The 12,646-nt window shown below is 70.7% G+C and carries 12 protein-coding genes; 6 read left to right on the top strand and 6 right to left on the bottom strand.

Going from position 1 to position 12,646, the window contains the following annotated elements; all coding sequences use genetic code 11:
• Positions 1-80 precede the first annotated feature (80 nt).
• Positions 81-1,607 carry a S8 family peptidase gene (locus IE294_RS07090; protein WP_189883507.1) on the bottom strand — a complete coding sequence of 509 codons (1,527 nt, stop codon included), beginning with the start codon at positions 1,605-1,607 and terminating at the stop codon, positions 81-83.
• A 284-nt stretch (positions 1,608-1,891) separates the two neighbouring features.
• Between IE294_RS07090 and IE294_RS07085 the strand changes: the two genes are divergently transcribed.
• The 3 genes from IE294_RS07085 (at position 1,892) to moaA (ending at position 5,075) form a co-directional block, all read left to right on the top strand.
• A complete protein-coding gene (locus IE294_RS07085; protein ID WP_189883506.1) occupies positions 1,892-2,248 on the top strand; it encodes a DUF485 domain-containing protein in 357 nt (118 codons plus the stop codon).
• Positions 2,245-3,900 (top strand): monocarboxylic acid transporter, encoded by a 1,656-nt coding sequence (locus tag IE294_RS07080; protein ID WP_189883503.1) that lies wholly within the window; start codon positions 2,245-2,247, stop codon positions 3,898-3,900. The genes IE294_RS07085 and IE294_RS07080 overlap by 4 nt, the downstream gene beginning before the upstream one ends.
• A 185-nt stretch (positions 3,901-4,085) precedes the next feature.
• On the top strand, positions 4,086-5,075 hold the full coding sequence (gene moaA, locus IE294_RS07075; RefSeq protein WP_189883500.1) for a GTP 3',8-cyclase MoaA: 990 nt from the start codon (positions 4,086-4,088) through the stop codon (positions 5,073-5,075).
• On the opposite strand, the gene IE294_RS07070 is transcribed toward moaA, so the two are convergent.
• On the bottom strand, positions 5,072-5,290 hold the full coding sequence (locus IE294_RS07070; protein ID WP_189883498.1) for a hypothetical protein: 219 nt from the start codon (positions 5,288-5,290) through the stop codon (positions 5,072-5,074). The two genes, moaA and IE294_RS07070, sit on opposite strands and share 4 nt — an antisense overlap.
• Before the next feature lie 220 nt (positions 5,291-5,510).
• Positions 5,511-5,930: a DUF3099 domain-containing protein gene (locus IE294_RS07065; protein WP_189883495.1), complete on the bottom strand. Its 420-nt coding sequence runs from the start codon at positions 5,928-5,930 to the stop codon at positions 5,511-5,513.
• Positions 5,931-6,174: 244 nt separating this feature from the next.
• On the opposite strand from IE294_RS07065, the gene IE294_RS07060 reads away from it, so the two are divergent.
• Positions 6,175-6,456 carry a GlsB/YeaQ/YmgE family stress response membrane protein gene (locus IE294_RS07060; protein ID WP_189815392.1) on the top strand — a complete coding sequence of 94 codons (282 nt, stop codon included), beginning with the start codon at positions 6,175-6,177 and terminating at the stop codon, positions 6,454-6,456.
• A 72-nt stretch (positions 6,457-6,528) separates the two neighbouring features.
• On the opposite strand, the gene tyrS is transcribed toward IE294_RS07060, so the two are convergent.
• The 3 genes from tyrS to IE294_RS07045 form a co-directional block, all read right to left on the bottom strand.
• A complete protein-coding gene (gene tyrS / locus IE294_RS07055; protein ID WP_189883493.1) occupies positions 6,529-7,797 on the bottom strand; it encodes a tyrosine--tRNA ligase in 1,269 nt (422 codons plus the stop codon).
• Positions 7,798-7,863: 66 nt separating this feature from the next.
• Positions 7,864-9,258, bottom strand: a complete 1,395-nt coding sequence (locus IE294_RS07050; protein WP_189883490.1) for a TldD/PmbA family protein — start codon at positions 9,256-9,258, stop codon at positions 7,864-7,866.
• Positions 9,255-10,778 carry a TldD/PmbA family protein gene (locus tag IE294_RS07045; RefSeq protein WP_189883487.1) on the bottom strand — a complete coding sequence of 508 codons (1,524 nt, stop codon included), beginning with the start codon at positions 10,776-10,778 and terminating at the stop codon, positions 9,255-9,257. The genes IE294_RS07050 and IE294_RS07045 overlap by 4 nt, the downstream gene beginning before the upstream one ends.
• Positions 10,779-11,018: 240 nt before the next feature.
• Between IE294_RS07045 and fabG the strand changes: the two genes are divergently transcribed.
• Both fabG and fabI read left to right on the top strand, forming a co-directional pair.
• On the top strand, positions 11,019-11,738 hold the full coding sequence (gene fabG, locus IE294_RS07040) for a 3-oxoacyl-[acyl-carrier-protein] reductase (RefSeq protein ID WP_189883484.1): 720 nt from the start codon (positions 11,019-11,021) through the stop codon (positions 11,736-11,738).
• Between the two features lie 5 nt (positions 11,739-11,743).
• The gene (gene fabI / locus IE294_RS07035; RefSeq protein WP_189883479.1) at positions 11,744-12,511 is read left to right on the top strand and encodes an enoyl-ACP reductase FabI; all 768 of its coding nucleotides are present in this window, start codon (positions 11,744-11,746) and stop codon (positions 12,509-12,511) included.
• The last annotated feature ends 135 nt before the right edge of the window (positions 12,512-12,646 follow it).

The following is a 12,646-nucleotide window of genomic DNA, read 5'->3' as shown; positions in this document are numbered from 1 at the left end:
CGTTCGCGGTACGAGCGCGTCGTACGGGAAGTGCGGGTGAAGCGCCGTCGGACGACGGCGGCGTGCGGGCTGCCGTCCGGCTACTCGACCGCGCGCAGCGCGTCGACGACCCCGAAGCCGTAGAAGCCGTTGACCCGCTTGCCACCGGCGCAGGTCGCGTCCACGACCCCGTCGCCGTCACCGTCGTACGGTCCGGCCGGGCAGCCCGGGTTGTCGGCCTGGGCCTTCAGCAGCGCCCGCAACTGCGCCGGAGTGGCGTGCGGGTGGGCCGACTTGAGCAGCGCGGCCACCGCGGCCACGTGCGGGGAGGCCATGGAGGTGCCCTGGAGGAAGCCGTACTGGTTGTTCGGCAGGGTGGACAGGACGCGGCCGTTCTTCGACGGCGTGTCCGGGATCTGGTACTTGTCGCCGCCCGGCCCCGCCACGTCGACCACGCCCTGGCCGTAGCTGGAGTAGTACGACTTGGTGCCCTTCACGCCCACCGCGCTCACGGTCACCACACCGGGCAGCTGGGTCGGCACGTCGAAGCACTCGTGCGGGTCGATCGTGCGGGTCTGGGCCGTGGAGTCGTCGGGACTGGAGTCGTCCACGAGGGCGTCGGCGTCCAGGTCGTCGTTGGAGTTGCCCGCGGAGGCGACGTTGAGCGTGCCCTTGCGCTGGGCGTAGAGCTGGGCCCGGTTGACCGCATCAACGATGGCACGTTGATCGGGGTCGTCCATGCAGTTGTACAGCCATGGGTCAACGTAGTAGCTGTTGTTGGTTATCTCGATGCCGTGATCCGCGGCGAACACGAACGCGCAGACCACGCTCTCCGGGTAGAACAGCGACGTCTCGTCCGGCTGCGCCACCGTGATGCTCGCGACCTTTACGCCCGGCGCCACACCGGCCACGCCGATGCCGTTGCGGGCGGCGGCTATCTCACCGGCCACATGGGTGCCGTGGTAGTGGTCGGCGTCCGCCGGCCGCCACGCGCCGTACGTCGTGTCCGCCTTGCCGCTCACACAGCTCGCCGACTGGGACGCGGAGAAGTTCGGGGCTATGTCCGGGTGGGTGTCGTCCACGCCCGTGTCGATGACCCCGACCGTGACGTTCCGGCTGCCCGGATTCACCTTCGCGGCGCGGTCGGCACCGATCGCCCGCAGGTCCCACTGGTCCGCCTCCAGCGGCTCCTCGCCCGCCGTCGCGCCCGCCGCGAGCCGCGCCTGCTCCGCCCGGGACAGCACCTGCGCCGCGCCCTCGTCTGTCGTCCCGGCCGCGCTCAGCGGCGCGGTCCGGGTGGCGCCCGCGGAGTCGACCCCGCGCACCGCCCGCATCCGCGCGGCGAAGTCCGGGTTCGCGGAGTGGACGACGATGACGCCGATCCGGTCGTAACCGGCCACCACCGTGCCGCCGTTGCGCGCGATCTCCCGCCGCACCGACGCGATCGTGCGGTCGTCCGTACGGGTGTTGACCACGTAGGCGAGATTCGGGCCGTCCGCCGCCCGCGCCACCGTGTCCGCGGCGGGTGCCGCCGAGGCCACCGACGGCAGGAAGCCGAGCGAGGCGGTCAGCGACAGCACGACGGGCACGGCGAGCGCGAGCCGGCGTCTGGAGCGCAGATGAGCCATGGGATCTCCACATCATCCGGATACGAAACCGCCCGGACACGGTCGTGTTCGGGCAGGTACATGGCGGGTGGTGCAGGCCGAAGCTATCTGCCGCGCCCGATCTCCGAAAGAGCCCGGGGGACTTGAACCGGCCCGCGCGGGGCGCCGTGACCGTGGACGGGGGGCCCGTCGAAACCGGCGCCCCCGCGCCGGGATCACCCACCGGAGTCGCCCCGCGACTACCGGTAACGTAAGCCCGGTTCTGTGAAGCCAGACAGCGCATGCCCGTCACGCGAGGAGAGCCCGTGGCCACCGAGACACCGCCACCCGCGAAACACCCAGCTTCCCTTCCCTCCACCGAGGAGTTCACCGAGGTGCAGCAGAGCGCGGAGTTCGGTGAACTGCGCCGCGCCCACCGCTCCTTCGCCTTCCCGCTGACCATCGCCTTCATCGCCTGGTACCTGCTGTACGTCCTGCTGTCCAACTACGCGGGCGACTTCATGGGCACCAAGGTCGTCGGCACCATCAACGTGGCCCTCGTCCTGGGCCTCGCCCAGTTCCTCACCACGTTCCTCATCGCCTGGTGGTACGCGCGGCACGCCGCGGCCAAGCTCGACCCGAAGGCCGAGGCCATCAAGTCCCGGATGGAGGGCGGAGCATGAGCCCCGCGCAGCACACCCTGTCGGCCACCGGCCGGGCGTCGCACACCCTGCTCGCCGCCGGCGAGGCGAGCGAGCACCGGACGCTGATCATCACCCTGTTCGCGGTGTTCGTCGCCGCGACCCTCGTCATCACCGTCTGGGCCGGCCGGCAGACCAAGGACGCCGCCGACTTCTACGCCGGCGGACGGCAGTTCACCGGCTTCCAGAACGGACTCGCCGTCTCCGGCGACTACATGTCCGCCGCGTCGTTCCTCGGCATCGCCGGCGCCATCGCCCTGTTCGGCTACGACGGCTTCCTGTACTCCATCGGCTTCCTCGTCGCCTGGCTCGTCGCCCTGCTCCTGGTCGCCGAGCCGCTGCGCAACTCCGGCCGCTACACCATGGGCGACGTGCTGGCCTACCGGATGCGCCAGCGTCCCGTCCGCACGGCCGCCGGCACCTCCACGATCGTCGTGTCGATCTTCTACCTGCTGGCGCAGATGGCCGGCGCCGGCGTCCTCGTCTCGCTCCTGCTGGGCATCACCAGCGACGGCGGCAAGATCGGCATCGTCGCCCTGGTCGGCGTGCTGATGATCGTGTACGTCACCATCGGCGGCATGAAGGGCACCACCTGGGTCCAGATGGTCAAGGCGGTCCTGCTGATCATCGGCGCCCTGCTGCTGACCTTCCTCGTCCTGCTGAAGTTCGACTTCAACATCTCCGACCTGCTCGGCAAGGCCGCCGACAACAGCGGCAAGGGCAGCGCCTTCCTGGAACCCGGCCTGAAGTACGGCGCCACCGGCACCACCAAGCTGGACTTCCTCTCGCTCGGCATCGCCCTGGTCCTGGGCACCGCCGGCCTTCCGCACATCCTGATCCGCTTCTACACGGTCCCCACCGCCAAGGCCGCCCGGAAGTCCGTCATCTGGGCGATCGGCCTGATCGGCGCCTTCTACCTGATGACCCTCGCCCTCGGCTTCGGCGCCGCCGCACTGATCAAACCGGACGAGATCATCGCCTCCAACAAGGCGGGCAACACGGCGGCACCGCTCCTGGCCCTGCATCTGGGCGGCGTCGACTCCAACTGGGGAGCCGTCCTGCTCGCCACCATCTCCGCCGTCGCCTTCGCCACGATCCTCGCGGTCGTCGCCGGCCTGACCCTGGCCTCGTCGTCCTCGTTCGCGCACGACATCTACGCGAACGTCATCAAGAAGGGCCAGGCCACCGAGAAGCAGGAGATCGGCGCGGCCCGCTGGGCGACCGTCGGCATCGGCGCGGTCTCCATCGTGCTCGGCGCCCTGGCCCGCGACCTGAACGTGGCCGGCCTGGTCGCCCTCGCCTTCGCGGTCGCCGCCTCCGCCAACCTGCCGACCATCCTCTACAGCCTGTTCTGGAAGCGGTTCACCACCGCGGGCGCCCTGTGGTCCATCTACGGCGGCCTGGTCACCGCGGTCGGCCTGGTGCTGTTCTCCCCGGTGGTCTCCGGCAAGCCGACCTCGATGTTCCCCGGCGTCGACTTCCACTGGTTCCCGCTGGAGAACCCCGGGCTCATCTCCATCCCGGTCGGCTTCCTGCTCGGCGTCGTGGGCACCCTGCTGTCGAAGGAGACCCCGGACGCGGACAAGTACGCGGAACTGGAGGTGCGGTCCCTGACCGGCACCGGAGCGCACTGACACAAGCCCGCGGAGGGTGCGTACGGACGACCGCGTCGGCACGGACTGTACGGTCCTACGACGCGGTCGGGCCGTACCTCGTGGGATCGTGCCGTGTCGATGTCAGCGGCGTCACGTAGGCTCGCAGGTGACGGACGACGCACGCGCGCCCGGCGACGAGTGACCGGGAGAGGGAGGGGACCCACGTGCTCATCGACACCTACGGCCGAGTGGCCACCGATCTGAGGGTCTCGCTGACCGACCGGTGCAATCTGCGCTGCACCTATTGCATGCCCGAGGAGGGCCTGCAATGGCTGGCCAAGCCCGACCTGCTCACGGACGACGAGATCGTCCGCCTCATCGGCATCGCGGTCCGCGAGCTCGGCATCGAAGAGGTCCGCTTCACCGGCGGTGAGCCCCTGCTGCGCCCGGGCCTGGTCGGCATCGTGGAACGCGTCGCGGCGCTGGAGCCGCGCCCGCAGATGTCCCTCACCACCAACGGCATCGGTCTCAGGCGCACCGCGACCGCGCTGAAGGCCGCGGGCCTGGACCGGGTCAACGTCTCCCTGGACACCCTGCGCCCCGACGTCTTCAAGACCCTCACCCGCCGCGACCGCCACAAGGACGTGCTGGAGGGCCTGGAGGCGGCCCGCGAAGCCGGGCTGAGCCCCGTCAAGGTCAACGCGGTCCTGATGCCGGGGCTGAACGACGACGAGGCCCCGGACCTGCTCGCCTGGGCGGTGGAGCACGACTACGAACTGCGCTTCATCGAGCAGATGCCCCTGGACGCCCAGCACGGCTGGAAGCGCGAGGGCATGGTCACCGCCGGGGACATCCTGGCCTCCCTGCGCACCCGCTTCGACCTCAGCCCCGAGGGCGCGGCCGAACGCGGATCGGCCCCGGCCGAGCGCTGGCTGGTGGACGGCGGCCCGCACCGCGTCGGTGTGATCGCCTCGGTCACCCGGCCGTTCTGCGCGGCCTGCGACCGCACCCGCCTGACCGCCGACGGCCAGATACGCACCTGCCTGTTCGCCACGGAGGAGACCGACCTGCGCACGGCCCTGCGCTCGGACGCCCCGGACGAGGAGATCGCCCGCATCTGGAAGCTCGCCATGTGGGGCAAGAAGGCGGGAGCGGGCCTGGACGACCCGTCGTTCGTCCAGCCGGACCGCCCGATGTCCGCGATCGGCGGCTAGGGTCCCTCGGCCCCCCGCCACTCGTCGAACGCCACCACGTCCTTCAGGAAGCCCCGCACCCCGAGGAACTGCGACAGGTGCTCGCGGTGCTCCTCACAGGCCAGCCATGTCTTGCGCCGCTCCGGTGTGTGCACCTTCGGGTTGTTCCACGCCAGCACCCACACGGCGGCGGCACGGCAGCCCTTGGCGGAGCAGATCGGGGTCTCGTCACTCACGGTTCGTCTCGGGTTCGTCTCATGGGCTCAAACAAGGCGACGCCGGGCAGCCACGGGGGGAGCTGCCCGGCGTCGGTCCATCGCTCCGACGGGGGATGCGGAGCGCGTACGCAGTATGTCACGGGTACCCCGCCGCCCGGCACTGGAACAACAGGATTGATCTGAGCTTTTCTTGAGCTTGCCACATGGTCGCATTCCGCTTCCCGGGCGTCCGCCGTGCTCAGACCGGATCGGTGTGCTCACCGCGCGCTTCGGGCGCCGGATTCGTCGGCACGTCCCGCGCCGCGGATTCCCGCACCGACTCCCACGTGGAATCCGACCGTCCGTCCTCGGCCCCTGACGGCGCGATCATCGGCCGCATCGGCGCGGTGACGAACGTGGACGGCAGGGACGGCGGCCTTTCCCGGCCCGCGTTGGCGATCACCACCGCGATATAGGGCAGGATCGCGCCGAGCACGAGCGCGACGATCGCGACGTACCGCTCGACGTTCCACAGGGAGACCGCGAGAATCACCGACACGGTACGGATCCCCATGGAGATCACATACCGCCGCTGCCGGCCCCGGACATCCTCGGCGAGTCCGGCCCGGGCGCCGGTGATCCGGAACACCTGGACGCTGCCGCCGTGCTGTTTCCGCATCACATTCCACCATCCGCCCACATCGGACTCTCCCCGGCCCGCACCCTCGTCCACTTCCGGCGGGGAACCGGCCGGGACACCTCCCACGGTACGCCGCGCCCGCGCCGCCTTCGAGACCGGGTCGCCACCGGCCTGCGACGACGCCCGGGGCCCCGCCGCGTACGGGGGAACCCGACATGCGCCGTCCGGCGGACCGAACCACACTGGCCGTAATGCTCACGTCGAGCCGTACGAGGAGGCAGCCATGGGCTGGTTGTGGGCGATCATCGTGGGATTCGTGCTGGGTCTCATCGCCAAGGCGATCATCCCGGGCAAGCAGCACAGCCCCCTGTGGCTGACCACCATCTGCGGCATGCTGGGCGCCATCGTGGGCAACGCGGTCGCCCGTGCCGTCGGCGTGGCGTCGACCCGCGGCATCGACTGGAGCCGTCACATCTTCCAGCTCGTGGCCGCGATCATCATCGTCGCCGCGGTGGACGCCCTGTACATGGCGACGCTGGGCAAGCGGAAGCAGCAGCGGGCCTGAGCCGCAAGGAGCGCGGAGCCCCGCACGACCGGCCGCAACGCGGTCGCCGGCTGCCCCACGCTCCTACGACGCTCAGGCGCCCGTGACCTCCACGGCGGCCAGATTCTTCTTCCCGCGCCGCAGCACCAGCCACCGCCCGTGAATCAGGTCCCCGGCGGACGGCACCGCGTCCTCGGACGTGACCTTCACGTTGTTCACGTAGGCCCCGCCCTCCTTCACGGTCCGCCGCGCGGCGGACTTGCTGGCGACCAGGCCGACCTCGGCGAGCAGGTCGGTCACCGCAGCCAGCTCGGTGACCTGGACGTTCGGCACCTCGGACAGCGCCGCCGCCAGCGTCCGCTCGTCCAGCTCCGCGAGCTCGCCCTGCCCGAACAGGGCGCGGGACGCGGCGATCACCGCGGCCGTCTGCCCGGCGCCGTGCACCAGCGTCGTCAGCTCCTCGGCCAGCGCCCGCTGCGCCGCCCGGGCCTGCGGACGCTCCTGCGTCTGCCGCTCCAGGTCCTCGATCTCCTCACGGGACCGGAAGCTGAAGATGCGCAGGAACTTGGAGACGTCCCGGTCGTCCGCGTTGACCCAGAACTGGTAGAACGCGTACGGCGTGGTCATCTCGGGGTCCAGCCACACCGTGCCGGACTCGGTCTTGCCGAACTTGGTGCCGTCCGCCTTGGTGATCAGCGGGGTGCCCAGCGCGTGCACCACGGCCTCCGGCTCGACCCGGTGGATCAGGTCCGTGCCCGAGGTGAGGTTGCCCCACTGGTCGCTGCCGCCGGTCTGGAGTGTGCAGCCGTGCCGCCGGTACAGCTCCAGGAAGTCCATGCCCTGGAGGATCTGGTAGCTGAACTCGGTGTAGCTGATGCCCGCGTCGGAGTTGAGCCGGCGGGAGACGGCCTCCTTGGCGATCATCTTGTTGACCCGGAAGTACTTGCCGATGTCCCGCAGGAACTCGATGGCCGACAGGCCCTGGGTCCAGTCCAGGTTGTTGACCATCACCGCGGCGTTCGGCCCGTCGAAGTGGAGCAGCGGCTCGATCTGCGCGCGCAGCCGCTCCACCCAGCCGGCCACCACCTCCGGCGCGTTCAGCGTGCGCTCGGCCGTGGGCTTCGGGTCGCCGATGAGGCCCGTGGCACCGCCGACCAGCGCCAGCGGACGGTTGCCCGCCTCCTGGATGCGGCGCATCGTCAGGATCTGCACGAGGTTGCCGAGGTGCAGACTGGGCGCGGTCGGGTCGAAGCCGCAATAGAACGTGACGGGGCCGTCCGCGAACGCCTTGTGCAGTGCGTCCTCGTCCGTGGAGAGGGCGATGAGCCCCCGCCACTTCAGCTCGTCGACGATGTCCGTCACGGTTCTCGTGTCTCCTTGATGATCTTCGGGCAGCCGGGTGACACCCGACCACGAACGCCTACGAGGTTATACGCCCTGGCTGACAGAGCTCATGTTGAAATCGGGGACCCGCAGCGCGGGCATCGCGGCCCGCGTGAACCAGTCGCTCCACTCGCGCGGCAGCGTCTTCTCCGTCCGCCCGGCCTCCGTGGCCCGGCCGAGCAGGTTCACCGGCGACTCGTTGAACCGGAAGTTGTTCACCTGCCCGGTCACCTCCCCGTTCTCCACGAGGTAGACGCCGTCCCGGGTCAGGCCCGTCAGCAGCAGCGTCGCCGGGTCGACCTCCCGGATGTACCACAGGCAGGTCAGCAGCAGCCCGCGCTCGGTGTCCGCGACCATCTCCTCCAGGGAACGGTCGTCACCGCCGTCCAGGATCAGGTTGCCGAGCACCGGGGCGACCGGCAGCCCGGTCAGCCCCGCGCTGTGCCGGGTGGTGGTCAGGTGCTTCAGCACGCCCTCGGAGATCCAGTCGGTGGCGTGGGCCGGCAGCCCGTTGTCGAACACCGACTGGTCGCCGCCGGAGGAGTGCGCGACCACGAAGGGCGGGCACTCCAGGCCGGGCTCGTTCGGGTCGCTGCGCAGGGTCAGCGGCAGCTCGCTGAGCTTCTCACCGACCCGCGTGCCCCCACCGGGCTTGGAGAACACCGTCCGGCCCTCGGCCGCGTCCCGGCCCGACGCCGACCAGAGCTGGTAGATCAGCAGGTCCGCCACGGCGGTCGGCGGCAGCAGCGTCTCGTAGCGGCCCGCGGGCAGCTCCAGGCGCCGCTCCGCCCAGCCGAGCCGTACGGCCAGCTCGGCGTCCATGGCGCCCGGGTCGACGTCCTTGAAGTCCCGCGTGGACCGGCCGGCCCACGCCGAGCGCGCACGGTCCGGTGACTTGGCGTTCAGCTCCAGCGTGCCGGTGGGCTGGTCGTGCCTGAGGCGCAGCCCGGTGGACGTCCCGACGTACGTCGAGACCAGCTCGTGGTTGGCGAAGCCGTACAGTTCCCTGCCGCCGGCACGCGCGCGTGCGAAGGCCTCGCCGAGCGCCGGCGCGAAGTCGGCGAACACGGCGGAGGAGGTCTCGGCGGGCGCGTCCGTGAAGTCCGGGGACTCCGGCACCCCGCCGACCAGCGGCTGCGCGTCCTCGGCGGGCCCGGCACCGCGCGCCGCGGCCTCCGCGGCCCGCACCAGCGGCTCCAGCTCCTCGGCGGTGACCGCGGACCGGGACACCACACCGGAGGCGGTGCCCTGCGCGCCGTCCACGGTCGCGATCACGGTGAGCGTACGGCCCCGCGTCACCCCGTTGGTGGTGAGCGCGTTGCCCGCCCAGCGCAGGTTGGCGGTGGAGTGCTCGTCGGCGATGACGACACAGCCGTCGGCCCGGGACAGCGCCAGCGCCTGCTCGACGACCTCGTGCGGCCTGTGGGTACGGGCGCTCATCGACCGGCCTCCTGCGTGGTGTTCAGAATGTTGACGCCCTTGAAGAGGGCGGACGGGCACCCGTGGGACACGGCCGCCACCTGGCCCGGCTGGGCCTTGCCGCAGTTGAAGGCACCGCCGAGGACATAGGTCTGCGGCCCGCCCACGGCGGCCATGGAGCCCCAGAACTCCGTGGTCGTGGCCTGGTAGGCGACGTCCTTCAGCTGCCCGGTGATCCGCCCGTTCTCGATCTTGAAGAAGCGCTGGCCGGTGAACTGGAAGTTGTAGCGCTGCATGTCGATCGACCAGGACCGGTCGCCGACGACGTAGATGCCCCGGTCGACACCGCCGATCAGGTCCTCGGTGGACAGCCCGGCCGGGTCCGGCTGGAGGGACACGTTGGCCATGCGCTGCACCGGCACGTGCGCCGGCGAGTCGGCGAACGCGCACCCGTTGGACCGCTCGAACCCGGTCAGCCGCGCGATCCGCCGGTCGAGCTGGTAGCCGACCAGCGTGCCGTCCTTCACCAGGTCCCAGGACTGCGCCGCCACGCCCTCGTCGTCGTAGCCGATGGTCGCGAGGCCGTGCTCGGCGGTGCGGTCGCCGGTGACGTTCATCAGCTCGGAGCCGTACTTCAGCTTGCCCAGCTGGTCGAAGGTGGCGAAGGAGGTGCCGGCGTAGGCGGCCTCGTAGCCGAGGGCGCGGTCCAGCTCGGTGGCGTGCCCGATGGACTCGTGGATGGTCAGCCACAGGTTGGAGGGGTCGACCACCAGGTCGTACAGGCCCGGCTCCACGCTCGGCGCCCGCATCTTCTCGGCGAGCAGCTCCGGGATCCGCTCCAGTTCGCCGTCCCAGTCCCAGCCGGTGCCGGTCAGGTACTCCCAGCCGCGACCCACCGGCGGGGCGATGGTGCGCATGGAGTCGAACTCCCCGCTCGACTCGTCCACCGACACGGCCGTCAGCTGCGGATTGAGCCGCACCCGCTGCTGGGTGGTCACGGTCCCGGCGGTGTCGGCGTAGAACTTGTTCTCGTGCACGGTGAGCAGCGAGGCGTCCACATGGTCGACGCCCGGCGCGGCCAGCAGCCGCGCGCTCCACTCCGCGAGCAGCGCGGACTTCTCCTCGTCCGGCACCGAGAACGGGTCGATCTCGTACGACGAGATCCACGTCCTGTCGGCGTGCACCGGCTCGCCGGCCAGCTCGACCCTCTCGTCGGACCCGGCGGCCTTGATCACCTGCGCGGACAGCTTGGCCATGGCCACGGCCTGCGAGGCGACCCTGGCGGCGGCGTCCATGGTCAGGTCCACCCCGGAGGCGAAGCCCCACGTGCCGCCGTGCACCACCCGGACCGCGTACCCGAGGTCGGTGGTGTCCGACGATCCGGCGGGCCTCGCGTCCCGCAGCCGCCAGGACGCGCTGCGCACCCGCTCGAACCGGAAGTCCGCGTGCTCGGCCCCCAGCGCACGCGCGCGCGCGAGCGCGGCGTCGGCGAGGGCCCTTAGGGGAAGCGCCGTGAAGGCTTCGTCGATGGAATGCGGCACGGAGGTCTCCCTGCTGTCGTGGCCTGTCGGCTCCGATCATGTCCCGGGACCGGCCCGGCGGACCACACCTTTCGGTCCCCGGAACCACGCGTTCTGTAGAGACCCGACAGTGACATCCCCACGCCACTGTCGGTGCCCGCTCGCCCGTGCGCGTGCCGTTACCGATAGGTTTTCGCTGAAGCCGCCTGTCATCCAGGTGTTCGGGCGGATGTGTGCAACCGCTATCGAAAGGGTGATCCGTTGAGCCGCTCGGTTCTCGTCACCGGAGGCAACCGGGGCATCGGCCTCGCCATCGCCCGCGCATTCGCCGATGCCGGCGACAAGGTCGCGATCACATACCGCTCGGGTGAGCCGCCGGCCGCCCTGACGGATGTGGGCTGCCTGGCCGTCAAGTGCGACATCACCGACCCCGAGCAGGTGGAGCAGGCCTACAAGGAGATCGAGGAGCAGCACGGTCCGGTCGAGGTCCTGATCGCCAACGCGGGCATCACCAAGGACCAGCTCCTCATGCGCATGTCCGAGGAGGACTTCACCTCGGTCATCGACACCAACCTCACGGGCACCTTCCGTGTCGTCAAGCGTGCCAACCGCGGCATGCTGCGCGCCAAGAAGGGCCGCGTCGTCCTGATCTCGTCCGTGGTCGGCCTGCTCGGCTCGGCGGGTCAGGCGAACTACGCCGCATCCAAGGCCGCCCTGGTCGGCTTCGCGCGTTCCCTCGCCCGGGAGCTGGGCTCGCGCAACATCACCTTCAACGTCGTCGCGCCCGGTTTCGTCGACACCGACATGACCAAGGTGCTCACCGACGAGCAGCGCCAGAACATCGTCTCTCAGGTGCCGCTCGGCCGTTACGCGCAGCCCGAGGAGATCGCCGCGACGGTGCGGTTCCTCGCCTCGGACGACGCCTCGTACATCACTGGAGCCGTCATCCCGGTTGACGGCGGACTGGGAATGGGTCACTGATCACCATGAGCGGAATCCTCGACGGCAAGCGCATCCTGATCACGGGCGTGCTGACGGAGTCCTCCATCGCCTTCCACACCGCCAAGCTGGCCCAGGAGCAGGGCGCCGAGATCATCCTGACCGCGTTCCCGCGGCCCACCCTGACCGAGCGCGTCGCCAAGAAGCTGCCGAAGCCCACCAAGGTCATCGAGCTGGACGTCACCAACGACGAGCACCTCGCCCGCCTGGCCGACGTGGTCGGCGAGGAGCTGGGTGGCCTCGACGGCGTCGTCCACTCCATCGGTTTCGCCCCGCAGGACGCCCTCGGCGGCAACTTCCTGAACACGCCGTTCGAGTCGGTCGCCACCGCCATGCACGTCTCGGCGTACTCCCTGAAGTCGCTCACGATGGCCTGCCTGCCGCTGATGCAGAACGGCGGCTCGGTCGTCGGCCTGACCTTCGACGCGCAGTTCGCCTGGCCGCAGTACGACTGGATGGGCCCGGCCAAGGCCGCCCTGGAGGCGACCAGCCGCTACATCGCCCGCGACCTGGGCAAGCAGAACATCCGCTGCAACCTCATCTCGGCGGGCCCGCTCGGCTCCATGGCCGCCAAGTCCATCCCGGGCTTCGGCGAGCTGGCCTCCGTGTGGGACACCCGCTCCCCGCTGGAGTGGGACCTGAAGGACCCGGAGCCGGCCGGCCGCGGCGTCGTCGCCCTGCTGAGCGACTGGTTCCCGAAGACCACCGGCGAGATCATCCACGTCGACGGCGGTCTGCACGCCATCGGCGCCTGATCGCCGCGGGACCGCACCGACGCCCCGTTCCCCGCCACCGGCGGGGAACGGGGCGTCACCCGTTCGGCCGGGGGAGCCGCCACCCGTTCGGCTCACCGGCCGGGCCGCCGCCGCGCGGACGGCGCACCCTGGATT

Origin of the sequence: Streptomyces canarius, from assembly GCF_014650735.1 — a bacterium.
GTDB classification, from domain to species: domain Bacteria; phylum Actinomycetota; class Actinomycetes; order Streptomycetales; family Streptomycetaceae; genus Streptomyces; species Streptomyces olivaceoviridis.
Note: the sequence above shows the minus strand (reverse complement) of the source record. Positions and strands in the feature narration are given on the sequence as shown.